General features: G+C 59.6%; 26 protein-coding genes. 19 read left to right on the top strand and 7 right to left on the bottom strand.

The features are described 5' to 3' along the window. Nucleotides 1-44 precede the first annotated feature (44 nt). The 6 genes from thrS (at nt 45) to CAURIM_RS07480 (ending at nt 5,902) form a co-directional block, all read left to right on the top strand. Nucleotides 45-2,108 (top strand): threonine--tRNA ligase, encoded by a 2,064-nt coding sequence (gene thrS / locus CAURIM_RS07505; RefSeq protein ID WP_201828080.1) that lies wholly within the window; start codon nt 45-47, stop codon nt 2,106-2,108. A gap of 43 nt (nt 2,109-2,151) precedes the next feature. Further along, nucleotides 2,152-2,730 (top strand): ATP adenylyltransferase, encoded by a 579-nt coding sequence (locus tag CAURIM_RS07500; RefSeq protein ID WP_070446786.1) that lies wholly within the window; start codon nt 2,152-2,154, stop codon nt 2,728-2,730. Continuing rightward, entirely contained in the window at nt 2,723-3,358 is a 636-nt protein-coding gene (gene pgsA, locus CAURIM_RS07495) for a phosphatidylinositol phosphate synthase (RefSeq protein ID WP_070446787.1), read from the top strand. The genes CAURIM_RS07500 and pgsA overlap by 8 nt, the downstream gene beginning before the upstream one ends. Nucleotides 3,359-3,421: 63 nt before the next feature. Then, a complete protein-coding gene (locus CAURIM_RS07490; RefSeq protein WP_070446788.1) occupies nt 3,422-4,324 on the top strand; it encodes a phosphatidylinositol mannoside acyltransferase in 903 nt (300 codons plus the stop codon). Between the two features lie 18 nt (nt 4,325-4,342). Next, a complete protein-coding gene (locus tag CAURIM_RS07485; RefSeq protein ID WP_201828082.1) occupies nt 4,343-5,443 on the top strand; it encodes a glycosyltransferase family 4 protein in 1,101 nt (366 codons plus the stop codon). Further along, nucleotides 5,444-5,902 (top strand): hypothetical protein, encoded by a 459-nt coding sequence (locus tag CAURIM_RS07480; RefSeq protein WP_070446790.1) that lies wholly within the window; start codon nt 5,444-5,446, stop codon nt 5,900-5,902. Between the two features lie 13 nt (nt 5,903-5,915). Here CAURIM_RS07480 and CAURIM_RS07475 read toward each other — a convergent pair whose 3' ends face one another. Together CAURIM_RS07475 and CAURIM_RS07470 are read right to left on the bottom strand one after the other, a co-directional pair. Next, nucleotides 5,916-7,130, bottom strand: a complete 1,215-nt coding sequence (locus tag CAURIM_RS07475) for a DUF2029 domain-containing protein (RefSeq protein WP_070446791.1) — start codon at nt 7,128-7,130, stop codon at nt 5,916-5,918. A 25-nt stretch (nt 7,131-7,155) separates the two neighbouring features. After that, the gene (locus CAURIM_RS07470) at nt 7,156-7,644 is read right to left on the bottom strand and encodes a DUF3817 domain-containing protein (protein ID WP_070446792.1); all 489 of its coding nucleotides are present in this window, start codon (nt 7,642-7,644) and stop codon (nt 7,156-7,158) included. A gap of 101 nt (nt 7,645-7,745) precedes the next feature. On the opposite strand from CAURIM_RS07470, the gene CAURIM_RS07465 reads away from it, so the two are divergent. Both CAURIM_RS07465 and CAURIM_RS07460 read left to right on the top strand, forming a co-directional pair. Further along, nucleotides 7,746-8,612, top strand: coding sequence for an acyl-CoA thioesterase (locus CAURIM_RS07465; protein ID WP_070446793.1), 867 nt, complete (start codon nt 7,746-7,748; stop codon nt 8,610-8,612). A gap of 104 nt (nt 8,613-8,716) precedes the next feature. Then, entirely contained in the window at nt 8,717-9,472 is a 756-nt protein-coding gene (locus CAURIM_RS07460) for a YebC/PmpR family DNA-binding transcriptional regulator (protein WP_201828084.1), read from the top strand. 5 nt (nt 9,473-9,477) lie between these two features. On the opposite strand, the gene CAURIM_RS07455 is transcribed toward CAURIM_RS07460, so the two are convergent. Both CAURIM_RS07455 and CAURIM_RS07450 read right to left on the bottom strand, forming a co-directional pair. Next, on the bottom strand, nt 9,478-9,663 hold the full coding sequence (locus CAURIM_RS07455) for a hypothetical protein (protein ID WP_236659260.1): 186 nt from the start codon (nt 9,661-9,663) through the stop codon (nt 9,478-9,480). Continuing rightward, the gene (locus tag CAURIM_RS07450) at nt 9,660-10,172 is read right to left on the bottom strand and encodes a nitroreductase family protein (RefSeq protein ID WP_236659261.1); all 513 of its coding nucleotides are present in this window, start codon (nt 10,170-10,172) and stop codon (nt 9,660-9,662) included. The genes CAURIM_RS07455 and CAURIM_RS07450 overlap by 4 nt, the downstream gene beginning before the upstream one ends. A 141-nt stretch (nt 10,173-10,313) precedes the next feature. Here CAURIM_RS07450 and ruvC point away from each other — a divergent pair, with 141 nt between their 5' ends. From ruvC to CAURIM_RS07395, 11 genes are all read left to right on the top strand, one after another. Beyond that, nucleotides 10,314-10,925, top strand: a complete 612-nt coding sequence (ruvC, locus tag CAURIM_RS07445) for a crossover junction endodeoxyribonuclease RuvC (RefSeq protein WP_201829553.1) — start codon at nt 10,314-10,316, stop codon at nt 10,923-10,925. A gap of 39 nt (nt 10,926-10,964) precedes the next feature. After that, the gene (ruvA, locus tag CAURIM_RS07440) at nt 10,965-11,573 is read left to right on the top strand and encodes a Holliday junction branch migration protein RuvA (RefSeq protein WP_070446796.1); all 609 of its coding nucleotides are present in this window, start codon (nt 10,965-10,967) and stop codon (nt 11,571-11,573) included. A gap of 15 nt (nt 11,574-11,588) precedes the next feature. Continuing rightward, nucleotides 11,589-12,674, top strand: coding sequence for a Holliday junction branch migration DNA helicase RuvB (gene ruvB / locus CAURIM_RS07435; RefSeq protein ID WP_070446798.1), 1,086 nt, complete (start codon nt 11,589-11,591; stop codon nt 12,672-12,674). A 39-nt stretch (nt 12,675-12,713) separates the two neighbouring features. Further along, the gene (gene yajC / locus CAURIM_RS07430) at nt 12,714-13,046 is read left to right on the top strand and encodes a preprotein translocase subunit YajC (RefSeq protein WP_070644898.1); all 333 of its coding nucleotides are present in this window, start codon (nt 12,714-12,716) and stop codon (nt 13,044-13,046) included. A 246-nt stretch (nt 13,047-13,292) separates the two neighbouring features. Then, nucleotides 13,293-15,086: a protein translocase subunit SecD gene (secD, locus tag CAURIM_RS07425; RefSeq protein ID WP_201829555.1), complete on the top strand. Its 1,794-nt coding sequence runs from the start codon at nt 13,293-13,295 to the stop codon at nt 15,084-15,086. Between the two features lie 2 nt (nt 15,087-15,088). After that, entirely contained in the window at nt 15,089-16,252 is a 1,164-nt protein-coding gene (gene secF / locus CAURIM_RS07420) for a protein translocase subunit SecF (protein WP_201828086.1), read from the top strand. 3 nt (nt 16,253-16,255) lie between these two features. Then, nucleotides 16,256-17,869, top strand: a complete 1,614-nt coding sequence (locus CAURIM_RS07415; protein WP_201828088.1) for an ABC transporter substrate-binding protein — start codon at nt 16,256-16,258, stop codon at nt 17,867-17,869. Next, complete coding sequence (locus CAURIM_RS07410) at nt 17,866-18,420, top strand: adenine phosphoribosyltransferase (protein ID WP_070446808.1); 555 nt, start codon at nt 17,866-17,868, stop codon at nt 18,418-18,420. The genes CAURIM_RS07415 and CAURIM_RS07410 overlap by 4 nt, the downstream gene beginning before the upstream one ends. A 34-nt stretch (nt 18,421-18,454) precedes the next feature. Continuing rightward, complete coding sequence (locus CAURIM_RS07405) at nt 18,455-20,752, top strand: RelA/SpoT family protein (RefSeq protein WP_201828090.1); 2,298 nt, start codon at nt 18,455-18,457, stop codon at nt 20,750-20,752. 171 nt (nt 20,753-20,923) lie between these two features. Next, on the top strand, nt 20,924-23,023 hold the full coding sequence (locus CAURIM_RS07400; protein ID WP_201828092.1) for a bifunctional metallophosphatase/5'-nucleotidase: 2,100 nt from the start codon (nt 20,924-20,926) through the stop codon (nt 23,021-23,023). A 73-nt stretch (nt 23,024-23,096) separates the two neighbouring features. After that, nucleotides 23,097-23,672 (top strand): DUF421 domain-containing protein, encoded by a 576-nt coding sequence (locus CAURIM_RS07395; RefSeq protein ID WP_408909943.1) that lies wholly within the window; start codon nt 23,097-23,099, stop codon nt 23,670-23,672. A 140-nt stretch (nt 23,673-23,812) separates the two neighbouring features. On the opposite strand, the gene CAURIM_RS07390 is transcribed toward CAURIM_RS07395, so the two are convergent. The 3 genes from CAURIM_RS07390 to CAURIM_RS07380 form a co-directional block, all read right to left on the bottom strand. Beyond that, nucleotides 23,813-24,067, bottom strand: coding sequence for a hypothetical protein (locus CAURIM_RS07390; RefSeq protein WP_070446814.1), 255 nt, complete (start codon nt 24,065-24,067; stop codon nt 23,813-23,815). Nucleotides 24,068-24,124: 57 nt separating this feature from the next. Further along, nucleotides 24,125-24,505 (bottom strand): hypothetical protein, encoded by a 381-nt coding sequence (locus tag CAURIM_RS07385; protein ID WP_070711284.1) that lies wholly within the window; start codon nt 24,503-24,505, stop codon nt 24,125-24,127. Nucleotides 24,506-24,793: 288 nt separating this feature from the next. Beyond that, nucleotides 24,794-25,654, bottom strand: coding sequence for a peptidylprolyl isomerase (locus tag CAURIM_RS07380; protein WP_201828094.1), 861 nt, complete (start codon nt 25,652-25,654; stop codon nt 24,794-24,796). Nucleotides 25,655-25,684: the final 30 nt, after the last annotated feature.

The raw sequence follows: 25,684 nt of genomic DNA, 5'->3' as shown, positions 1-25,684 counted from the left end.
AGGTATGTCGAGCGGCGCGTGAGCGCAAAGGAGCGCACCAAGTCATGGCGGAAATGATTCCAGCAGTCCCGGTGAACTACGAACCAATCACGGTCCCCGCCGGTACTGCCGTGGGAGCAGCGATGCGCGAGCATGAGCTGCCCAACAAGGGCCCGGAAGCTGTCGTCGTCGTCCGCGGCGCCGATGGAACCCTCTACGACCTTTCCCACACCCCGGACACGGACGCCGAGTTCACCCCGGTTGCTGCCTGCGAGGAAGACGGCCGCGCCGTTATCCGCCACTCCTGCGGACACGTCATGGCCCAGGCAGTGCAGGCGGAATTCCCCGGCACTAAGCTGGGCATTGGCCCGGCCATCGAGAATGGCTTCTACTTCGACTTCCAGACCGCTGAGCCCTTCACCCCGGAGGACCTCAAGGCCATTGAGAAGCGTATGAAGAAGATCATCAAGGGCGGCCAGCGCTTCGAGCGCCACGTCTACGCCACCACCGAAGAAGCTGAAGCGGCATTGGCCAACGAGCCCTTCAAGCTGGAGCTGGTCCAGGACAAGGGCAACGTGGAACCAGATTCCGATGAGGCCGCCGAGGTGGGCGCCGGAGATCTGACCCACTATGACAACGTAAACCCCCGCACCGGCGAGGTGGAGTGGTTTGACCTTTGCCGCGGCCCGCACGTGCCGACCACCAAGTACATCCCGGCTTTCACCCTGACGCGATCCTCTGCTGCCTACTGGCGCGGCGACCAGTCCAAGGCTGGCCTGCAGCGCATTTATGGCACCGCCTTCGAATCCAAGGAGGCCCTGGAGTCCTACAAGACCATGGTCGAAGAGGCCGAAAAGCGTGATCACCGCCGCCTGGGTGCTGAGCTGGACCTGTTTTCCTTCCCGGATGAGATTGGTTCCGGCTTCCCCGTCTTCCACCCGAATGGCGCTACCGTGCGCATGGAGATGGAGGAGCACTCCCGCCGTCGCCACATCGCGGACGGCTACTCTTTCGTGTCCACCCCGCACCTGACCAAGGGAGACCTGTTCAAGAAGTCCGGCCACCTCGACTTCTACGCGGATGGCATGTTCCCGCCGATGCAGCTCGACGGTGAGTGGGATGAGGACGGCAACTGCACTAAGCAGCCGCAGGATTACTACGCCAAGCCGATGAACTGCCCGATGCACAACCTCATCTTCGCTTCTCGTGGTCGTTCCTACCGTGAGCTGCCGCTGCGCCTCTTCGAGTTCGGCACGGTCTACCGCTACGAGAAGTCAGGCGTTATCCACGGCCTGACCCGCGCCCGCGGCTTTACCCAGGATGATTCGCACATTTACTGCACCCCGGAGCAGCTCGAAGACGAGCTGACCAAGGTTCTGGAGTTCATCATTTCCTTGCTCAAGGACTACGGTCTGGATGACTTTTACCTGGAGCTATCCACCAAGGACCCCAACAAGTACGTTGGCTCGGATGAGATTTGGGAGCGCTCGACGGCTATCTTGCAGTCGGTGGCGGAGAAGTCCGGCCTCGAGCTGGTCCCGGACCCAGCAGGCGCGGCCTTCTACGGCCCGAAGATTTCCGTTCAGGCGCGCGATGCCATCGGCCGTACCTGGCAGATGTCCACTGTGCAGCTGGACTTCAACCTGCCGGAGCGCTTTGAACTGGAGTACACGGCGTCGGATGGTTCCAAGCAGCGCCCGATCATGATTCACCGCGCACTTTTCGGTTCCATCGAGCGTTTCTTCGGCGTGCTACTGGAGCACTACGCGGGTGCATTCCCGGCGTGGCTGGCACCTCACCAGGTGGTGGGCATCCCGGTCGCCGATACCTTCGCCCCGCACCTCGAGGAAGTCTGTGCACAGCTGCGCGCACGCGGCCTGCGCGCTGACGTGGATACCTCTGATGACCGCATGCAGAAGAAGATCCGCAACCACACCACGGGCAAGGTTCCATTCATGCTGTTGGCCGGTGAGCGTGACGTGGATGCCAACGCGGTGTCCTTCCGCTTCCTCGACGGCACCCAGGTCAACGGTGTGCCCGTAGAGACAGCAATCAACGTGATTGAAGCATGGGTTCGTGAGCGCAACAACGAGCAACCGACTAAGGACACTATCGCTGAACGCGTCTAGGCGGATGCATCTAGGTAGAGGTTAGAAAAGGAGAACACACAGAGTGGGAGAGTACGTCGATACCGGCCTGGGAACCCCCGACCGCTTAGAGCGCCTGTGGGCGCCGTACCGCATGAGCTACATCAAGCGTGAGGGCGGCGCCGGCGACGTGCCCAAGGAAGCCCATAATCCGTTCGTGGAGATTCCACAGATGTCGGACGAGGACGGGCTCATCGTTGCGCGTGGCGAGTTTGTCTATTGTGTTCTCAACCTCTACCCCTATAACGCCGGGCACATGATGGTGATCCCATACCGTCAGGAATCAGAGCTGGAAAACCTCACCGAGGAAGAATCTCGCGAGCTTTTTCAGTTTGCCCAAGCCGCCATCCGCGTCCTAAAGAAGGTCTCCGGCCCCGATGCCGTCAACGCTGGCTTTAACTTGGGGCGCGCCTCGGGCGGCTCGGTGGGGCAGCACCTGCACATGCACATCGTTCCGCGCTGGAGCGGGGACTCAAATTTCATGACTATTGTGGACGGCGTCAAAGTGCTGCCGCAGCTCCTCAAAGACACCCGGTCCCTGTTGGCGCAGGGGTGGGCGGAGCTCGCCGCCGAGGGAATCATTTCAGGAGAAGCGCATGCTTAGTGTTCATGGGCGCAAACCCGCCGCCGTGGTTGTGGTCCCAGTGGCCAAACTCTTCCTGAAGGTGGGGCTCACGCCCAATGTCGTCACCGTCGTGGGCACAATCGTCACCATTGCTATTTCGGTTATCCTGATCCCGCTTGATCACCTCTTTGCGGCGGCGCTGCTGTCGGGACTCTTCGCTGCCTTCGACATGCTCGACGGCACCATGGCGCGCCTGACCACCGGCGGATCCAACTTCGGCGCGACTCTCGACGCCTCCTGCGATCGCATCACTGACGGTGCTTTGTTCGCAGCGATCGCCTATTGGATGGTGTACGTCGATAACGCCCACCCTCTCAACTTCGCCGCCTGCATGGTGGTGCTCGTGAGCTCCCAGGTCATTTCTTATGTCAAGGCGCGCGGCGAAGCCTCCGGTTTTAAGATGGTCGGCGGACTCGTCGAACGCCCCGAGCGCCTCATCTTGGGCCTCGGCGGCGTGGGGCTGGAAGGCTTGGGCGTGCCTTATGCACTCGAGGTTGCCCTGTGGCTGCTGGCCGTGGGCTCTGTCTTCACCATTTACCAGCGTATGCGCCAAGCAGCGCGTCAGGACACCAAGGCGCGTTTCAAGAAGGAACTGAAGCACATTTAGTCCGACACCCTCTTCTACCGGAAGGTACCGCGCCCTCAGCCCACACAGAAAGGCTCCCGAACCGTGGCTCTACTGGACCGTGACCGGCTGACCGCCGCCGCATACATCGCGTGCTGGAAGGTTGTGCGCTTCCTTCCCCAGCCGCTGGCAGCCTGGCTGTTCGAACGCGGCGCGGATCTGGCAAGTGACAACGGCCAAGGCATGGAACAGCTGCGCCAGAACCTGAGCCGGGTCGTGGGGGCGGAAAACGTCACGCGGGAGTTGGTGCGGGATTCGATGCGCTCCTATATGCGCTACTGGCTCGAGGCTTTCCGTCTGCCTGCTATCCATTCGGATCCGGATCTGCAGAGGCATCTATTGGCAGGTCTGCGAGGCAAGGAACATGCTGATGCCTCCGTGGCTTCCGGGCGCGGGGTGATTTTTGCGCTTCCGCACTCCGGTAATTGGGACATGGCGGGTGTCTTCTGCGTGGGGCACTATGGCGGCTTCACTACGGTGGCTGAGCGCTTGAAGCCAGAGGTGCTTTTTGACGCCTTCGTGGACTACCGCGAGAGCCTTGGCTTTACTGTCCTGCCACTGACCGGTGGCAGTTCTTCTCCTTACCCGCGTCTGAAGGACACTCTGGAACGCGGTGGGGTGGTGTGTTTGTTGTCTGAGCGGGACCTCACGCGCACCGGTGTGACGGTAGACTTCATGGGCGAAGAGGCTAACGTTGCCGCCGGCCCCGCCCAGCTGGCCATCGAGACAGGAGCTGCACTCCATGTCGTGCACTCGTGGTTTGACGGTAAGGATTGGGGGCTATCGGTCAGCCCCGAGGTGGAGGTCACTGACCTGCAGGAGACGTGCCAGCGCCTTGCGGATGGCTTTGCGGAGAACATCAGGGCACATCCAGAAGACTGGCACATGTTGCAGCCGCATTGGAACGCCGATGTGGAGCGGCGGCGAGCCGCTCGCCAGAAGAAGTAGAAAGGCAGAACACAGATCATGCGCATAGGCATCATCTGCCCTTATTCCTTCGACGAACCCGGTGGAGTTCAGGCTCATATCCTTGACTTGGCGACTGTCTTAATTGAGCAAGGACACCACGTGGAAGTACTCGGGCCCGCAGCGGCGAGCACGCAGGTTCCCAGCTTTGTTCGCAAGGGTGGCTGGGCGGTGCCGATTACCTATAACGGATCCGTGGCTCGTCTCTCTATTGGCCCGCACGTGCGCCGCAATATTAAGCGTTTCATCCGCGAGGGAGATTTCGACATCCTCCATATCCATGAACCCAACTCCCCAAGTTATTCCATGGCTGCTCTGGCAGTGGTGCGCGGGCCCATCGTAGCGACGTACCATGCTTCGGCCTCGAGCTCTCTGGCATTGACCCTGGCTAAGCCTTTCCTCCGTCCGTATCTGGAAAAGGTTCGGGGAGGTATTGCGGTTTCAGAGATGGCTCGGCGCTGGCAGGTTGAGCAGTTGGGAGGGGACCCTGTGCTCATCCCTAATGGGGTCGACACCTCTGTCTATGCGCGCGAGCGTGCCCGCGCCGAGCATAAAGAGAATGATTCAGAGATTGAGATTGTGTTCTTGGGCCGGCTCGATGAGCCGCGAAAAGGCTTGGACATTCTTCTTGAGGCTCTCACGCTACTCCCGCAGCCGGTCCGGGTGACGGTTATGGGCGGGGGACACCCGCGACGCGTTCCGGGGGTTGACTTCGTGGGGCGTGTCAGTGATGCCGAGAAGGCGGCTATTTTGGGGCGCGCTGATATTTATGTGGCTCCCAATACAGGCGGCGAGAGCTTCGGCATTGTTCTTGTTGAGGCAATGGCCGCTGGATGCGCAGTGGTGGCTTCAGATCTGGAGGCCTTCGCCGCGGTGTGCAACGCAGACTCGGAGAAACCCGCAGGCGCCTTATTTAAGAACGGTGATGCGACGGACTTAGCGCGGGTGTTGCAGGATTTAGTGATCAATGCGGACAAGCGGCAGGCCTTGATTAGGGCGGGGGTGGAGCGTGCCCGCGAATACGACTGGGATCATGTGGCCGCAGCCGTCATGCAGGTATACGAGACCGTGGCGGATGGCACAAAGGTCCGGGTGTCATAAATGGCTATCGAGATAGTTATCACCCTCGCTGTGCTCCTCGTACTAGGTATGTGGGCGCTGTACACGGCGCAGCGGCTCAACTCGCTCCACATTCGCACGGACGCAGCCTTGGCGCAGCTCGAAGCCACTCTGGATCGCCGCGCAGCAGTGATAAGTGCCTTGGCTCCTGAGCTTGAGGCTATCGCGGCGCGCGCAGAGTCAACGGAGCTTGTGCAAGGGCATTTCGATGAACGAGCCGCCCGGGAACGGGAGCTTTCGGCGGCTATTGCGCAGCGCTTTGAGTCACGCCCGCCCGTGCTTGCCGACGCCGAAGGTCGCATCCACCTAGCGCATCGCTTCTACAACGAGGCAGTCAGCGATACCCGCGCGCTGCGCCTGCGGCCAGCCGTCAAGCTGCTGCGTCTGGGAGGAACCGCGAAATTGCCGGAGTACTTTGAGCTCAGTCAGATCGACGTGTGATTCACCCGCCCTGTCACACCCGCGCCTGATTCGCTCTTGCCACACGGTACTCAAGCAGGTGCCAGTAGACGGCACATGCGGTCATTGCCAGGATGAGCAGATTGCGCAACAGGAGCGCGTAGACCGGGTTGGGGTTTTCGCCCACAAAGAACCAGATGTAGTTATACCCATAGGGGTAGATGACGGTTCCCAAGGCCGCCGTTCCTACAGCGAGCACCGCCATGATGGCGCGTACCCCTTTAATGTCAGCGGCCACCTTCCGTGGGGTGGTGGCCGCCGTGGGAGTAGGGGAGCGAAGCGCCACCGCTAGTATCGGCCCAAGCCACACGATGTATTGCGGGGAGAAGACCTTATTTGTCGCGATGAGAAGGAGAATCGCCGCGATGAAGAAGACGAGGGAGGAGTGCGGGCTCCAATTCCCGCGCAGAAAGTGCACGAGTGCCACTCCCACGATCCACGCGAGGGCCGCTCCCATGGCGATGCTGCTCAGCGCAATCGTTGTGTCGACGCCCGGGCCGGTGATCTCAAAGCTTTTCGAGGCCGCGTATCCCATCGTCCACACATCAGGCTGGTGATGAGCTTGGTAGACGAACCAGGTGGCGGCCAGAGATTCGATCTGGAGGCCGCGCTCTCCTTGATAAGTCAACGGGGATAGAACTCTGTCCACGCTGGTCATTGCTGCCACGCCGATGCACAGGGCAACGAGACTTCCAAAGAACGCGACTAGTCGCTGCCACGTAGCGCGGGAGGTTGCGCGCCCGACGAGTCCGGCAGCGAGGACACCGGGCCACAGCTTTGCTGCGGTGGCCCAAGCCAACAGAACTGAGGCAAGCCGCGGGCGGGTAGCCAGAAGTGCGCCCGCACCGGCAACTAGTAAGGCGGGGTAGAGATCGAGCCGCCAGGTAAATACATGTCCCGCCGCGGTGCCGAAGAATACCCAGAACCACCCAGCGCTATATGCCCCTGGGGTGGAACGGTGATGGTGCAGGAGGAGGGCGAGGAAAGTGGCGTCAGCAAGCAGCATCATTGCCGTAAAACCGATGGCATAGCGCTCAAAGTCGTAGCCAGTAAGCCACGCAAGCAGAACGCTGGGCCAGGTACCGACTTGGGGATACTCCGTCATGTCGCTGGGGTTCGCGCCGTAGACGCCTTCGAGGTAATACCGAACGTCCCCGAGCGGACCCTTCTCGTTGAGGAGTAGGTAGATAAGGAAAAGGCGTGCCAGCACCCACCCAAGCCAGATGCTTGGGGCCTTAGCGATTATTTTCAATGGCGGACTCGACGTCGACGGGTGGCCCCACCATGAGCAGAACGCTGAACACTACGGCAACGACGAGCAGCGCGATGAGCGCGGTGCGCACCGGGTGGCGAATGGCCTGTGCCAAGATCGTGTCGAAGACACCGTGCGGCTCTGAGTCATCGGCATTGCTGAACCGCCACGGGCCGGCGACGAGTCCGCGCCGCGATACCCACACTGCAAAGGGCAAGGCCGCGAAGGGGATTACGGTTACGACTAACCCCAGAATTCCCACGCCGAGTGACCACCGGTTATTGATCCATACCAGCGCCGTCATGAGCAGGAAACAGAGGAAGCCAAAGCCGTGGATACCTCCCGCGATGGGGGTGAGTGCTTCGGTCGTGCCGGAGTACTTGAGGATCATGGAGAAGATCAGCAGGCCCCACGTGAACATTTCCAGGTACGCGGCCACACGGTGCACGCTGTGCGGGGTGGTTGAAGTCATGCGGAATATAGTACGCAACTTCCGAGAGCGGATCAGCACGTGAGTAGGATGGTCGGCGTTAGTGTGGCGAGCGCCATAACAGAAAGGAAAGAGGAGAGAACATGGCATCGGTGGCCCAGGCGGTCGATATCGAGCGGATCGGTGAAGACGAGTTCCGCGGCCCCGTGGTTCCCTCGCTCATTACGCGCACCTTCGGCGGACAAACCATGGCGCAGGCGCTGCGGGCAGCGCAGCTTACTGTCGATGAGAAGCTAGCGCACTCCATGCACTGCTACTTCGTGGGCCCGGGCGATTCCAGCGCTCCCACCACCATCCAGGTCGAGCGGATTAGGGACGGCCGTTCTTTTGCGCACCGCCACGTGCGCGTCTTTCAGGATGATCGCTTGATCTTCATGCTCAGTGCCGGTTTCCACGCGACCGGGGATATCGGTCCTGAGCATCAGGCCGACATGCCGCAGGTGCCGCCACCGGAGATCATTAAGGACTCGCCTTACTCCACCCGTATCATTTTGAAGGAGTGGGAAGACTGGGATGTGCGGCTCGTTCCGGACGCGGACCGCGATGCTGTCGCTGCCGAAACCACTGGGGCAGGGTTTAGAAATATTTGGTTCCGCAACACCGGTGACCTGCTTGCTGCTACCTCTGACCAATCCCTCCACCAGGTAGCGTTGTTGTATATGTCTGACATGACGTTGATCCGCACGGCGCTTCTTCCGCACCAAGGCGAAAGGATTCAGCTAGCCAGCTTGGATCATGCGCTGTGGTTCTTGCGGCCAGTGCGGGTGGATGAGTGGATGCTGTTTTCGCAGTCCAGCCCGTCAGCGCAATCCGGTACGGGACTTGCCCAGGGAAAGATTTTCAACCAGCGCGGCGAGCTACTGGCCGTGGCGATGCAGGAGGGGCTGACGCGCACCTTGCATCCGGATAGTGATGGCTCCAGCGCCAATGGCAATTGGCAAAACGTCTAGGATGCAGGCGGGGCACGGCCCCCTGTGCTGGTGGAGGCTCGGTGAGGCCGTATAATTACAACAGTTTCCACACAAGTCTTTTAAGCCACATCGAAAGGGATGACATGGCAGGCCACTCTAAATGGGCAACAACGAAGCACAAGAAGGCGGCGAACGATGCCAAGCGTGGCAAGGAATTTGCCAAGCTGATCAAGAATATCGAGGTGGCAGCACGCACCGGCGGCGGTGACCCCGCAGCCAACCCCACCCTTGATGACATGATCAAGAAGGCTAAGAAGGCCTCCGTTCCCAACGACAACATTGAGCGCGCCCGCAAGCGCGGTTCCGGCGAAGAGGCCGGTGGTGCCGATTGGGAAACCGTGATGTACGAGGGCTATGGCCCGAACGGCGTGGCCATGCTCATCGAGTGCCTGACGGATAACCGTAACCGTGCGGCGACGGACGTCCGCACTGCGATGTCTAAGAATGGCGGCAACCTCGGCGAGTCCGGTTCCGTGGCATATATGTTCTCCCGCACCGGTCTGGTTATGGTGGAGAAGGGCGAACTCAGTGAAGATGACATCCTTCTCGCCGTCCTCGAGGCCGGCGCCGAAGAGGTCAATGACAACGGCGAGAAGTTCGAGATCACCTGCGCACCGGGCGATGTTCCTGCCGTGCGCGAGGCGCTCGTTGCTGCCGATATCGAGGTCGATGACACCGATACCGACTTCCGTGCTTCCGTTGAGGTGCCGCTGCAGGCAGATGATGTCCGCAAGATCTTTCGCCTCATCGATGCTCTCGAGGATTCGGATGATGTCCAGAACGTTTATACCAACATGGACTTAAGCGAAGAGGTCCTCGCCGAGCTGGACGAGGACTAAGAAGGCTAGTCGAGCTCGAGGCCTTCCATGCCATGAGCAGTCACCGTCTCTGACAATGGTGCGCGGCCCGGGGCAGTCTTGAACACGGGGCTGGACTGGTCTGCTACGCCGAAAGTTAGGGCGGTGACGAGTTTGTAATCCTCGTCCACGCCCAGGAACTCACGGACGGTTGGGGCGAGCAGCGAAATCATGCCCTGCGGGACGCCGTGATAGCCGTGCGCCTGGAGCGAGAGCAAAAAATCTCCGCATAGGTGCCTTGGTCAAAAGCGGCACGGATGCGGTCACCCATCGGGGGAATGAAAAGCAGCGCGGTGTGCGGGGCACCGAAGAAGCGAAGGTTTTCACGGATAAATTCCGTGCGGGCTTCTTTATCTTCACGCGCAATGCCGAGGAGCCCATACATTTTGGCTGCCAATTGCTGAGAGCGCTGCGGGTGAACGCCTTGACCGTAATCAATCGTGAAGTCTGGGTTGATGCCGTTCTTATCGAATTCGGATATGAGAGCAGCGCTTAGTTCTTGCAGTGCCGTACCGCCGACGAGGTGCACATTCCATGGTTGGGTATTGGAATTGGAGGGGGCGGATCGGGCGTCGATAAGCACCTGCTTTATGACATCAGCGGGGAGCGGCTCCGGAAGGAATGCGCGCGGTGAATGGCGGGAACGGATAAACTCTGAATAGTCATTAGGATGTTGAGACATGCGCGCCACTCTACGCCGCGCAGTAGGAGAGGCGAGTAAGCGGCTTGGGGGACTGCCTAGACTAGAACACATGTGTGTACACTGTTCCTAGATAAACAAGCGCTTCACAAGGGCGCGTGCAACAAGGGCGAGGAGGCGGCCGTGAACTTGGAGGGGTTGCGCGTCATGGGCATTGATCCCGGTCTGACGCGTTGCGGTCTGTCAGTTGTCCAAGCCGGTCGTGGGCGTGGGGTCATTCCCATCGCCGTAGGGGTCGTCCGCACCCCCAGCGACAAGGACTTAGGGGAGCGCCTGAAGCGACTATCGGTGGCAGTCCGGGAATGGATGGATGACTATAAGCCGGATGTTTTGGCCCTCGAGCGCGTATTCGAACGCGGTCAAGTCTCAACCGTGATGCAGACCGCGCACGCGGTTGGGGTATTGGTCCTTGCCGCAGCAGAGCGGGATATTCCGGTGCACATGTACACCCCTTCCGAAGTCAAGAAGGCAATTTCAGGCAATGGACGTGCTGATAAGAAGCAGATGACTGCCATGATTACTCGAATCTTGGGGCTCAGTGAGGCGCCTAAGCCGGCCGACGCTGCGGATGCCCTAGCCCTAGCCGTGTGTCACTGCTGGCGTGCGCCAGCCCTGGCATGGATGACCGGCGGTGATGCGAGCGCTGGCGTCGGGGCCGGGGCACGAACGAGCGGAGTACGCGGCACCTCGCCGCGTACCGCATCCGTCTCCCGGGCGGCGAAGACGACCTCCTAAGCTAACTGGCACAACCACTCACACCAAGGAACCCTATTAATGATTGCATCTTTGCGCGGAACCGTCCTAGACATCCAGCTTGATCATGCCGTGCTGGAATGCGCTGGCGTGGGCTATAAGGTCCTGGCCACCCCGGCCATGCTGGGAACCCTACAGCGTGGCGAGGAAGCGCGGATCATGACCACGCTCGTGGTAAAGGAAGACTCGATGACGCTGTACGGCTTCACCAGTCAGGATGACCGCGATATGTTCCACGTCCTCCAAACGGTTTCTGGGCTGGGGCCAAAACTGGCTCTAGCTGCTCTGTCCGTGATGAGCGCGGGCGATTTGGCACAGGCGATTGCGGGGGAGGAGGCCGCACGCTTGCAGAAAATCCCGGGAGTGGGCAAACGCGTTGCACAGCGGTTGATTCTGGAGCTCAAAGATAAGGTCAAGGCTTTCGCCCCGGCAGAAGGCGCGGATCTCTCGGCTGCTGCCCCGGCTGCCGCCGGGCCGGTGGTTGAGGATGTCGTTGAGGCTCTTATTGGGTTGGGCTTTACTGATAAAATGGCCCGCCCCGTGGTGGAATCCGTGGCGGCAGAGCAACCCGATGCGGCGACGCCGGTGGTGCTGCGCGCAGCGCTGAGCCAGCTTGGCGCCAAGAAATAGGGGAGAGTGGGTGACATGTCAGACGTAGAACGCACTGAATTTAAGCTTCCGGAGGGGATGGATTTAAGCTCGCCCCCGCAGCGTAACCAGGATGTGGACGCCACAGAGCAACAGGGCGAGCACGATATTGAGCGCTCGCTGCGCCCGAAGTCCCTCGATGAATTCATTGGCCAACCCAAGGTGCGCGAGCAGCTATCGCTCGTGCTCAATGGCGCGAAAAACCGTGGTGTCACCCCGGACCACGTATTGCTCTCCGGCCCGCCTGGGCTGGGCAAGACCACCATGGCGATGATCATCGCCCAAGAGCTGGGAAGCTCCTTGCGTATGACCTCGGGCCCAGCGCTGGAGAGGGCCGGGGATCTAGCGGCGATGTTGTCGAATCTGATGGAGGGGGATGTGCTCTTCATCGATGAAATTCACCGCATCGCCCGCCCAGCTGAGGAAATGCTCTACATGGCAATGGAGGATTTCCGCATCGATGTCATCGTGGGCAAAGGCCCAGGAGCGACGTCCATCCCGCTGGAAATCCCGCCTTTTACACTGGTAGGAGCGACAACTCGTGCGGGCATGCTGACTGGTCCGTTGCGTGATCGCTTCGGTTTCACCGCGCAGATGGAGTATTACGATACTGAGGATCTCACCCGGGTAATTAGCCGTGCAGCGCGGATTCTGGAGGTGGACATCGATCAGGATGCCGCGGTAGAGATTGGTTCCCGCTCGCGTGGAACTCCGCGTATTGCCAACCGGCTTTTGCGCCGAGTCCGAGACTATGCCGAAGTCAACGGGGATGGACATATTAATGTTGCAGCTGCCCAGGCAGCGCTGCGGGTCTTCGACGTCGATGAGCGCGGATTGGACCGTCTTGACCGCGCGGTGCTCGGGGCTTTGATCAAAGGCCACGGCGGTGGCCCCGTAGGAGTGAATACCCTAGCCATCGCGGTGGGCGAGGAACCATCGACGGTGGAGGAGGTCTGTGAGCCCTATCTCGTGCGTGCCGGCATGATCTCACGAACCGGCCGCGGCCGTGTGGCAACAGCCGCCGCATGGCAACACCTAGGACTGGAGGCGCCCGAGGGAGCGGTTGGCGGGACCCTTTTTTAATTGGCCCGGAGGTAGGGCGGTCTGGCACACTGGCCTTTTATGAACGGAACTCAACTTCTTCTTCTCCTTGTTCTCGCCATCCTCGTCATCTTGCCGAGCTTCATGTCGATGCGAGCGCAGCGCAAGCGCCAGGCGCAGATGCAAAAGCTCCAATCCTCGCTGCAGGCGGGGCAGGAAGTGATTACTGCCGGCGGCCTCCACGGCACCGTCGTCGAAACCCGCGGCGAGCAGGTTGATCTGCAGGTGAAGGACGGCACGGTGATGACTTTCGACACGATGGCCATCGTTCGCTCCGCTGACGCAGCCGGCGCAAACACTGATGCGCCAGTGGAGACGGAGGACGAGAACGACGAGCGCTTCCCGAAACTCTAAGATTGCGTTGCGCTCGTCACAGTGCGGGCGCGTACCTTAAGTCTGTTAAGGAAAACAACAGTCCATGACGTACCATGGTGGACTGTGCTTTAGTCATGGAGGCACCGCGGCGCCCAGTGCGTGCGCGGCGGTTGCTGCCATGACCTATGATTTTTAGCCCTGTTCCTCACAACACAGGAGATCTTTGTGTCCGCTTCGAAACGTGGTGGCGTTAGCAGCCGTCAACGGCAATGGCCCAAGCGTGCGATGGCGTTTTTCGCGCTCATTGTCATCGTGGTTTATGCGCTGATATTTTTGACCGGTGATAAGTCACCAACACCCAAGCTCGGCATTGACCTGCAGGGCGGAACCCGCGTAACCCTGGTGCCGCAGGGCGAAGACCCCACCCAGGAACAGCTGCAGCAGGCGCGCACCATCCTCGAGCAGCGCGTGAATGGCATGGGCGTGTCCGGTTCTGAGGTCGTCATCAGTGGCTCCAGCTTGGTCATTACCGTCCCCGGTGAAGATGCCTCCCAGGCGCAGGCCGTGGGCCAAACCTCCCAGCTGTTGTTCCGCCCAGTGGGCGAGCAGCCGATGCCAGACATGGGCAAGCTTGAGAAGACCATGACGGATATGGCTAACCGGTGGGTTAAGTACGGGGTGGTAACTCCGGAGCATGCTGATCAGTCGCTGGCCTCCATCCATGAGGCACTCAACCAGAGTGCCGACGCCGCCCAGGGCGGCGATCAGAAGGACGAGGAGAAGGATGACAAGTCACCGGCTCCGACTGTGAGCGAAAAGCCGCTTCCGGACCCAGCGAACTCCCTTGAGGAAACTGAGCGCCGCGACAAGGTTACTGAGGTTCTGCTCAAGGACCGCCAGTCCGAAGACCCCACCGTGCAGACCGCAGCCTTGGGACTGATGACCTGTGATGCGGAATCCGATCCGCTGGCAGGTACCGACGACCCTGCAAAGCCCTTGGTGGCTTGTGATTACTCGAATCAGCAGCCCTATATTCTTAACCCGGCTCCGCTGCTGGACGGCATTGAAGATCCGAACGGAACTCGCCTGACCGGTAACGAGATTGATAACAACGCCCCGATTCAAGGCGGGCTCAATTCCCAGACTGGTCAGATGGAGATTAACTTCGCCTTCAAGACCGGCGATGGCCCCAATGGTTCGCAAACCTGGGCTACCCTGACCCAGGAGTACCTCCAGAAGCAGGTGGCTATCACCCTCGACTCCGCCGTTATTTCCGCGCCGGTAATCCAAGGCCCGACCCCGGTTGGTTCTGCCACTTCCATCACCGGTGACTTCACGCAGGAGGAGGCCCAGAACTTGGCCAATAACCTGCGTTATGGTGCGCTCCCACTGTCCTTTACCGGCGCTAACGGCGAGCCGGGGGGCACGGTAGAAACCGTTCCGCCATCGCTGGGCAAGGCAGCTCTTGAGGCAGCGCTCATCGCGGGCATCGTGGGCCTCATCCTGGTTTCGCTGTATTCCATCTACTACTTCCGTGCCCTGTCTTCGGTGGCTCTGTTGGTCCTCATCGCTACCTGCGTTCTGCTTTATGGCGCACTGGTTCTGCTGGGCCGGTGGATCGGTTACTCGCTTGATCTTTCCGGCATGGCGGGCTTGGTCATCGGTATTGGTGCCACCGCTGACTCCTTCGTCGTCTACTACGAGCGTATGAAGGATGAGCTCTTGAGCGGACGTACCTTCCGCTCCGCCACCCGCACTGGTTGGGAGCGTTCGCGAGCAACGATTGTCACAGGTAAGGCCGTGACCCTCATCGGCTCCGTCGTGGTCTATTTCTTGTCCATTGGCGCCGTCAAGGGTTTTGCCTTCACCATGGGCCTCACCACCATCTTCGACCTCGTCGTATCCTTCCTGATCATGGCACCGCTCATGAAGCTTCTTGGTAGCCGCCCAGCCTTTGCCAAGCCGTCGATGAACGGCCTAGGCGGTATTTACAACCTTGTGGAGGAACGCCGTGAACGCGGCTTTTATGCCAAACCGGCCAAGAAACCCGTCGCTACTGCTACGGATGAGGAGAAGTAACCATGGCTGTCGAAACTACTAACCGCAAGATTTCCCGTTTTGACCGTCTCTATGTGGACGGCAGTGGATTTGACTTCGTGGGCCGGGCTAAGACCTGGTACACCATCGCCGGCGTGCTGCTTATTGCCTCGATCCTGGCTATCGTACTTCGCGGCTTCAATCTGTCCCTTGATTTCGAGGGCGGCACGAAACTCAACATGCCTGCAGGCGATCTTTCTACTGAACAGGTAGAAGAAACCTTCACGGAAGCCACCGGTGTCACTCCGGAGCTGGTGCAGATTGTGGGCGCCGGTTCTTCGGAGACTCTGGAGATCACCTCCGAGCGCCTGTCGCAAGATGAGGTTAACCAAGCCCGCCAGGCTATCTTTGAGACCTACCAAGTCAAGGATGACAACGGCAAGCCGAGCCCGGATGCAATTGGCTCCTCGACGGTGTCGGAATCCTGGGGCTCGTCGATCACCCAACGCATGGTTATTGCCATGGCGGTCTTCCTCGTGCTGGCCACCATCTATGTGGCGGTCCGCCTGCAGCGCGATATGGCTTTTGCCGCTATCCTCGCGCTCATCTTTGACGGTGTCTTCATCGCGGGCATCTACGCGCTCTTCGGATTCGAGGTGTCCCCGGCAGTCATCATCGGTCTGCTGACAGTCCTGACCTTCTCCCTCTACGATTCCGTCATTGTCTTCGACAAGGTGGATGAGAATACAACGGGGCTGGAAGGCCAACGCAAGAAGACCTACGCCGAGCTCACTAACTTGGCTGTCAACCAGACCGTGATGCGTTCCATCTCCACCTCGGTGATTTCGGCCTTGCCTATCATCGCGCTGTTCATCGTCGCCGTGTGGTTAATGGGCATTGGTACTTTGCGCGATCTGGCATTGGTTCAGTTCATTGGCGTTATTGAAGGTGTCTTTTCCTCCATCTTCCTGGCCACCACGTTGCTGGTGACCTTGTCGAATCAGCGCAAGAGCGTTAAGAAGCACAATGAGGTGGTCGCTGCCTACCGCGCCGAGGGGTGGACTGCAGAAGCAGAGGATGAGGATACGCCGAAGGCAACACGCACCGTGGCATCCCCGGCTGCAGCTTCTGCACCAGCCGCAACACAGACCGAATCCGGGCCGCGTAGCGATGAGTCCGGTGGGGCGTCCTGGCGCCCTGGGCGCTAAGCCGTGCGTAGTCCATCATTCGCGGCGCTGTGTGCCGCGGTAGCTCTTGCTGTGACCGCATGCGGGGCACAGGAAGGCGGCCTTGACAAAGACACCCCGCCATCGCGTTTTGCGGTGCTGGCCGACGCCCCCATTGCCACCAGCAATGCAGCCACGGCGTGGGGGGATGCGGTGGGGGCGGCCCAGCTGGCTAGCCGTGTTTTCCCGGCACTCTACGTACCGGGCCCGGCGGGGCAGATGGTCCCTAATTCAGATCTTGCCGATGCTGAGTTCTTCGCTGCCGAGGGTGAGGACGCTGGGGCGCACGTGGACTTCACGCTCACTGAGCAAGCACGTTTTGCTGACGGTGAAGCCGTGACCTGTGATGATTACCTTTTGGCCTTCACCGCCGGGCAGTTGAGCGAGATTTTCGGTTCCTACCTTCCACTGATGGAGGAAGTGACAGAAGTGGAATGCGCGCCCCACAGCAAGAAATTCACCGTATGGTTTACACCTGATGCCGGCTCGCGGTGGCGGTATTTGTTTGGGCCGGGTTCGGTTGTCCCAGCACACGTGTTAGCCAAGCGGGCTGATATGAACCTCGAAGAACTCAATGCAGCTCTACATTCTCAGGACGTAGCTACTTTGCAGCCGGTAGCAGAGGCGTGGCGCTATGGTTTCTCTACGGAGCCTGGGCGCTTTGACCCGGAGTTACAGGTTTCCTTCGGTCCTTATCAAATCGAGCGCGTTGAGGATGACGGTGCCATTGTGCTCACCGCCAACGATAACTATTACGGCGATAAGCCGACCCTGCGCGAGATCCTCATGCTTCCGAGAAGCGCAGACGCTGCCGCGTTTGTTGCCTCAGATGAGCTCCGCGTTGCCGAGGCTGCCACCGCGTCACCGTCGTGGTTCGACCGGGATGCAGAAGGCAAGCCAGTAGAGGTGACGTCTTCGGCAGGAAGCCTGACAGACACCTTAGTATTCTCCGAGGCTGGGACCTTTTCTCAGCCGTGGGCACGCGCTGCCTTTGCGGCCTGTGTGGATGCACAGCACTTGGCGCAGGTCTCATCGAAGGAATCTGGCGTGGACGTCCCCGCTGTCACCGTCCGTACCGTGCGCAATGATGATCCGGTCGCGGCGCAGATGTCTTCGCTGACAACCGTTCCTGTAGACAATGCAACGGCATCCGGTCTGTCCGGCTACACCATCGGAGTGGGTTACCTCGGGCCTAACCCGCGTTATAAGGCGATGGTGGAGGAGCTCCGCGCCGCGTGCGAACCTGCGGGGATCATGGTGGAGGACCGTTCCGGCGAGCGGGTTTCCCGTGCGCAATTGGCCGCGGATCCTGCAACTGGGCAGCCGGAGATAGATGTCTACCTCGGCGCCGTGGACCCGATGCGTGAGCATTCCGCGCCGTCCTCTAGCGTGAAGCACGCGGCGGCGCTGCGGAATCTGGAGCAGGAATTGTGGGAGGAGCTGCCCTCTATTCCCATCGCCGCGCAGCCTCGCACATTCATTGTCGACCGCGCTGTCACCGGCGTGGTGCCCTACACTGGCCTTGCGGGTATCGGGTGGAACCTCGACCGTTGGAGCTATAACCCCACAACAGCAACTGAAACAAAGGAAGAGTCGTGAGCGAGATTTACGTCGCAGCAGCACAAGCCTTGAAGGATAAGGTGCGCCTTGTCCAGGATTTCCCAGAGGAGGGAATTCTTTTCGAGGATCTGACCCCGGTGTTGGCTGACGCAGATTCCTTCACCGTCGTTGTCGATGGCTTAGCAGAGGCCTGCAAGGAGCTCGGCGCAGACATGATCGGCGGCCTCGATGCACGCGGTTTCCTGCTTGGTTCAGCCGTAGCCTACAAGCTGGGACTAGGAATCTTGGCTATCCGCAAGAAGGGCAAGCTCCCACCGCCCGTCTTGACCCAGGAGTACGAGCTGGAATACGGCACTGCAGCACTGGAAATCCCCAGTAGCGGCATTGATATTAAGGGCAAGCGCATCGTGCTTGTCGACGACGTCCTCGCAACCGGCGGCACACTCCACGGCGCCACCTTGCTCTTGGAATCCGCTGGAGCTGAAGTCGTGGGCAACGTCGTGGTCCTAGAGGTCCAAGGACTTGAGGGCCGCGAGCGCCTGCAAGGTTCTCCGCTGATTGTGCTCAACCAGATGGGGACGAAGGACTAAGGTTGTATGCCTAAGCTACTTCGCGGAGGCAGACATGACGACTGAAAAGCAGGACAAGACTGCATGGCGGCCAGGCAGTGTGCGCGGCATGTCCGCGCGATTGGCCCGCTCCCTGACAGGTGGTCGCGTAAAGATCAATCCGGCTCTGGACCCGTTGATGTCGATCCACCGGGAATTTCACCCGAAGGCGGATGCGGAGCTGCTCAACAATGCCTACACCACGGCACAGCGTCTGCACGAAGGCGTTTTCCGCAAATCCGGCGAACCTTATATCACGCACCCGTTGGCGGTAGCGACAATTGCGGCTGAGATTGGTATGGACACCACGACTGTCGCGGCGGCTTTGCTCCACGACACAGTGGAAGATACTGACTATTCGCTGGAGGACCTCACCCGTGACTTTGGTCCCGAAGTGGCCCGGTTGGTCGACGGCGTAACGAAGCTTGACAAGGTCGCCCTCGGTGCCGCCGCGGAGGCAGAGACAATCCGCAAGATGATCGTGGCCATGGCCACCGACCCGCGCGTGCTCGTTATCAAGGTGTGCGACCGCCTGCACAACATGCGGACCATGCGCTTCCTGCCGCCCGAAAAGCAGGCGAAGAAGGCACGCCAGACTCTCGATGTCATTGCGCCACTGGCTCACCGCCTAGGAATGGCCAGCGTCAAATGGGAGCTTGAGGATTTGGCCTTCGCCATCCTGTACCCAAAGAAGTACGACGAAATCGTGCGCATGGTGGCGGATCGTGCTCCCTCACGCGATCGAGCGCTGAAGGAAATCAAGGCCCAGGTAGGCCAGGCTCTCAAGGCTAATGGTATTGAGGCCGAGGTCATGGGGCGCCCGAAGCACTACTGGTCGATTTACCAGAAGATGATCGTGCGCGGCCGCGACTTCGCGGAGATTTTTGACCTCGTGGGAATCCGCATCCTCGTCGATGACATCAATTCCTGCTACGCGGCCATTGGCGTGGTGCACTCGCTGTATCAAGCTCTTCCAGGGCGCTTCAAGGATTATATTTCCTCTCCGCGATTCGGCGTATACCAGTCACTGCACACCACCGTGATTGGGGCCGGCGGTTCCACCCTTGAGGTGCAGGTGCGCACGCACGAGATGCACTATAACGCGGAGTTCGGCGTGGCCGCCCACTGGCGTTATAAGGAAACTAAGGGCAAGAACTCGGGCCACCAAGAAGAAGTGGACCAGATGGCGTGGATGCGTCAGCTGCTGGATTGGCAGAAGGAAGCTGCAGATCCCAACGAGTTCTTGGATTCGCTGCGCTATGACCTGACAACCAAGCAGATTTTTGCCTTTACCCCCAAGGGTGACGTGGTCAATCTGCCCGCGGGGTCCACCCCTGTGGACTTCGCCTATGCGGTGCATACCGAGGTCGGCCACAGGTGCATCGGCGCAAAGGTCAACGGCAAGCTCGTGGCTCTAGAATCGGAGCTGAAGTCCGGCGATAAGGTCGAGATTTTTACCTCAAAGGATCCGAATGCTGGCCCCTCGCGGGATTGGCAGGAATTCCTCGTATCGCCTCGGGCGAAGACGAAGGTGCGGCAGTGGTTTGCCAAAGAACGCCGTGAAGAGCACCTCGAGGCCGGGCGCGATGCCTTGGCTGCTGAGGTGCAGCGCGGCGGCTTGCCCATGCACCGCCTGTTTACCGCCAGCTCCATGAAGCAGGTGGCTGAGCAGCTGCACTATCCCGATGTGGATGCACTCTATACCGCTATTGGCGCGGGTCACGTGTCGGCACAGCACGTTGCCAACCAGCTCATGGCCCTGTTCGGGGACCAAGACGATGCCGTCGATGCCTTGGCTTCGCGTACCCCACTGAGCGAATTGGAGAACTCCCGTGCTCAGCACACGAAGGATTCCGCAACTGGTACCGGCATCTTGGTGGAGGGCAGCCCAGACGTCATGGCCAAGTTGGCGAAGTGCTGCCAGCCGGTGCCTGGTGACGCCATCTTTGGTTTCGTCACCCGCGGCGGTGGCGTGTCTGTCCATCGAGCGGACTGCACCAATGCCGAAAAGTTGAAGTCCGAGCCGGAGCGCATGATGCAGGTGGAGTGGGCCGGCGGGCCGAAGTCCTCCGGTGCATTCGCCGCATCCTTGCAATTGGAGGCCATCGACCGCCAAGGCCTGCTTTTTGAGCTCACGCGAATTTTCAGCGAGCAGAGCCTCAATGTGCTGTCGATGACGTCCAATCGCGGTGATGATCACATCGCGACCGTGCGCTTTTCCTTCTCGGTTTCCGATACCAAGCAACTGGGCCAGCTCATGACAACGTTGCGCAACACGGAGGGTGTCTTCGACGTTTATCGCGTCACCGCCTAACCCGCCACCCCTGATTCGGGGGTGCGTGGCTGAACTCAAGGTTGCGCCTGGGTGAAACCGTAGAAGATCCTACGTGAACCCGCTGGTGGTGGTCTCAGCATGCGCTGCGCCATTGTGATGTATGCGTTATAAACACGTGGACAAGATTCCTCTCATTCTCAGGAGACCTACGTGAACTTCCGTCGCTTTGGCCAGCTGTTGGCCGCCACCACCGTTACCGCCGTTGCTATCTCCGGCGCACCTGCCTTCGCCGCCGAGGCTGATCAAGTGACCTTCTCCGTCACTAACTTCACCGACTTCCACGGCCACCTTGAGCTGGCTGAGGAGTTCGACAAGGACACTAAGGAATTGAGCGGCTACACCGAGATGGGTGCTGCTCGCATGGCTGCGCTCATCAAGGCCGTCAACAAGGATCAGGAGTACGCCCTGACCTCCGCCGGTGATAACGTTGGCGGCTCCGCCTTCGTGTCTGCAATTTCTGAAGACAAGTACACCAACGAGGCCCTCAATACCATGAACCTCGATGTCACGGCTGTGGGCAACCACGAGTTCGACAAGGGCACCGATGACCTGATGGGCCGTATCAAGGACCAGTCCAACTTCCCGATCCTGGGCGCCAACGTCACCAAGGATGGCAAGCCCCTGCTCGATGCTTCCTTCGTCAAGGAGGTAGACGGTGTGAAGGTCGGCTTCGTTGGCACCGTTACCACCAACACCAAGTACAAGGTGTCCGCCGCCTCCATCCCAGGTGTCGAGTTCTCCGACCCCGTCGAGGCCACCAATAAGGAAGCCAGCCGCCTGAAGGAATCCGGCGAGGCCGAGGTTGTAGTGGCGCTCATGCACGAGGATGCTCAGCAGTTCGCGCAGGGCTTCAACAAGGATGTGGATATCCTCTTTGGCGGTGATACTCACGTCAAGACCCAGGGCGAGGTTGCTCGTGAGGACGCACTGCCGCTGTACTGGGCACAGGGCTACGAGTACGGCAAGGTGCTTAACGACGCCGACATCACCTACGACAAGGCCGAGAAGAAGATCACCAAGATTGATCTCAAGCAGTACGACGTGGCCGACGCAGATGTCTTCGCTCAGCTGCAGGGCCTCGAAGACGACCCCGAGGTAGCTAAGGTTGTCGAGGAAGCAAAGAAGGTAGCGGAGATTGAGGGTGCCAAGACTGCTGGTACCACCGAGAAGGCCATGTACCGCGGTTCTGATGAGGGCAAGGACACCGGTACCAACCGCGGTGTGGAGTCGACCCTCAACAACTTTATTGCCGATGGCCAGCGCTATGCTCTATCTAAGCAGACGGACAAGGACATCGAAATCGGTGTCATGAACGCAGGCGGTGTGCGCGCCGACCTCAAGCAAGGTGATGTTTCCTACCAGGACATCTTTGCCGTTCAGCCATTCGGTAATTACGTGATCACCGCGGAGGTTAGCGGCGCAGACTTCATTACCGCGTTGGAGAACCAGTGGAAGCCTGGCCAGTCCCGCCCGCGCCTGGCTCTGGGCCTGTCCAACAACGTCACCGTTGTCTACGACCAGAAGGCTGAGCAGGGCAAGCGCGTTAAGTCTGTCACCATTAACGGTGAACCGATTGACCCGGAGAAGAACTACAGCATTGCTCTGTCCTCCTTCCTTGCCTCCAGCGAGACGGAGGCCGGCGGCGATGGCTTCTTCGAGCCCGGTTCCATCAAGAACCGCAATGACGTTGGCTACATGGACACCCAGGCGATGATTGACTACATCGCTTCCGGCGAGTCCAAGGTTCGCACCGGCCAGGGCCAGATTGGTGCCCACGTGTCTGGTGACCTGAAGCCGGGGGAGGAGATCACAGTCGACCTTTCCTCCCTGAACTACTCCAACGCAGAAGAGTCACAGGCTAAGAAGGTCACCGTTGCACTGGGTGACGCTAAGGCCGAGGCAGACATTGACAACGCAGCACAGCCCGGTGACGAGCAGTTCGGTGAGCGCGGCCGCGCGACCGTCAAGCTCACACTCCCGGAGGAGCTGGCGGGTGATGAGAAGCTGCTCATCACTACCGATGCTGGTACTGAAGCAGTTCTGCCGCTGTTCCCTGGTGGGGATGACGGCTCTCGGGACGGCGGTTCCGCCAAGGACGCCGGGTCCTCCATCGGCTTGGGCGTAGGTATAGCTGCCGCAATCGCTGCTGCGATGGCGGCAGTCATCGGTGCCATTAATATGCCGGTTGCTGCACTCCCAGCGCCGGTACAGCAGTTAATTGAGCAGCTGCGCAAGCAGTTCAACATCTAGTCATTTCTGATGCACAGGCCCGCGCTACGGTGCGGGCTTTAGCTTTTTCTTCCGGAAGGTAGGGTAGTAGGGTGTGGATACACTGAGGCTTTTTGGACGCGAGGCAATGTATCAGCTCGGCATTGAGCTTCACCGCATCCCCCTGGTGATGCTCGCAACGCTGGGTATCTATCTGGCCTTCATGGTCCTGGTCAAGCTTTTCGGCAGCCGTGTTCTGACGTCCATCACTGCCTCTGACGCCGTCATCATCATTATGTTTGGTGCGGTCTCTGGCCGCGTCATCGTGGGAAACCCGCCGACGCTCGTCGCCGGCATCATTGGACTTTTCACCCTGATGCTTTTGGAGGCCGCATTCGGTACCTTCCGCCAACTGGTGACGTGGTCACGGTTCATCGACCGCAAGCCAGTCTTGCTCGTGTACAAGGGGCAGCTGCAAGAAGACAATATGAGTTTCGCCCACATTACCGAGAGAGACGTCAATTCCGCAGTGCGCAAAGCTGGCCTGGGCCGGCGCAGCGATGTGCAGCTGATGATTTTGGAGCCAACCGGCCAAATTTCCGTCATCCGTCGAGGCCAGCTTGTTGATGCCTCCGTGTTCAAGGACGTCCTCGGCGCCGAGCGCATCGAGGAAGTGGATGAACCGGACTAGCCTGTATGTTCTGGCTTCTTGAGAAATTGAGTGCTTAAGAAGCCGCATCGACCCTATCGGGGGCGCCGTATCTGGTGGGACGGAAAACCAAAAACTCCTCCTGCGCGGAGTGCGCAAGAGGAGTGTACGGAGCCAGTGGCTTACTTGGTGCCGGCGAGCTTGTCGCCGAGACGCATAGCGTCATCCATGGCGCCGATGATGGAGGTGACGACCTTGATCCACTCGCGGATCTCCTTTGGGCTGATGTTGCCCTCATCGTCGGAGGAGAGAGCGAAGAAAGCCTTGGAGGAGCTGTCATCCTCAACCGGGGCTGCGGAAGCAACTGCGGTACCGGAGAAAGCGATGGTTGCAGCGGTGGCAGCAGCAACGATGGACTTACGGGAGAAGAACTTCATGGTGTGGTCCTAATCTGATTCGAATGTGAACGGAAAGTCTGAGCTATTCGGTCTGACTTACTTAGCGAAGTTCTTGTTGTAGAAAGCGAAGACCGTGCCCAGAGCGCCGATGATAGCGGTGAAGACAGCGATCCAGTCGCGGATCTCACGCGGGCTCATGTCGGAGATGGAGGAACCCTCGGAGTCGTTGGAGGAAGAGGAAGAAGACTCCTCGTCCTTGTCCTTGTTCCCGTCCTTGCCGTTGTTGGTGTTGTTCTTGCCCTCAGACTCAGGAGCGTCCTTGCCGGCGTCCTCGTTGGTGTTGGTGTCGTTGGTGGTGTCGTTTACCGCGGCGGTGTCATCGTTGGTGGTCTCAGCGGTAGCAACGGTCACGCCGGACAGGGAAACGGTAGCGGCGGTAGCGGCAGCAACAAGTGCCTTACGGGAGAAGAGCTTCATTCTCGTTCCTTAGGTATCTCGGGAATTTCAAAGACCTCACAGATGCTACTGAGGCACTACGCGTTTTGCAAGGGTTCTACCATTCGAATAGCGAGTCTGAAGGTCTGCTGACTGTCGCATGTGAGCTGGGTTTATCACGATATGACGCCTTTGGGCGAAGAATGCTTTGCTAAATGAACAGCTCAAGGCTAAGAAATTCTTAGACCGTGATGGATGGTGAGGGACGGGAAAGGAAAAGCCCCGCTCACTGAACGTGTGCGAGGCTGATCACCGTAAAGGGGGTAAAACTTAGCTTTCGATGGTGGCCTTGGTGATGCGAACCTCTTCAGCAGGTTCACCATCGGATTGTCCATCCTTGACGCCCTTAGCGGCAATGGCGTCGATGGTCTTCTGGCCCTTCTCCGTCAGGTTGCCAAAGTAGGTATAGGCAGGCGGAAGCTGCGAGTCCTTGTAGTTAATGAAGAACTGGGAACCATTGGTGTCTTCACCGGCGTTAGCCATGGCGATGGAACCCTTCGGGTACAGAGCCGGCTGGGCCATTGCTGTGTCGTCAGCTTCATCGGTGGGGTATTCATTAGCAAACTGGAAGCCAGGTCCGCCGGAACCCTTGCCGGTGGGATCACCGCACTGCAGGACGAAGATGCCGCCATCAGTCATGCGGTGGCACACGGTGTCGTCGTAGTACTTTGCCGAAATCATGTCCGTGATTGCGTTGACGGTACACGGAGCAAGCGAGCGATCGAGAGTCATCTCAATATCGCCTTGCTTGGTGGCGAAATTGACGGTCACCTCACCCTTGGCAGGAATGTCCTTGCCCTGCGGGGTGGGGACCTCACGGGAAGCGTCGCCAGTCTCGTTGTACTCGCAGGTGACGGTCTCACCAAGGGACTTAGCGCGCTTGCCGCTCAAAGCCTCGGCAGTGGGGGCTTCGGTGGTGGTGTTCGCAGCCGAGCTTTCCTCAGCTTGAATCTGCTCTTCCTCCGACGAGCGTGTGGACAGGAACCAAATACCGCCAACGAGGGCGATAATGACCACGGCCGCCATGAGAACAACGCCTAGCGGTCGGCTCTTTTGTTTGCGGTCACGGGACTTCAGCTCGCGATCGAGCTGATTGAGCGCATCATCCAAGCGCTGGCTGTTAGTAGACACCTATGTTTCCTTCACTGTGGTGGTTCACAA

Origin of the sequence: Corynebacterium aurimucosum, from assembly GCF_030408555.1 — a bacterium.
Classification (GTDB): Bacteria; Actinomycetota; Actinomycetes; order Mycobacteriales; family Mycobacteriaceae; genus Corynebacterium; species Corynebacterium aurimucosum.
The sequence above is the reverse complement of the archived record's forward strand: the minus strand, read 5'-3'. Positions and strand labels throughout refer to the sequence as shown.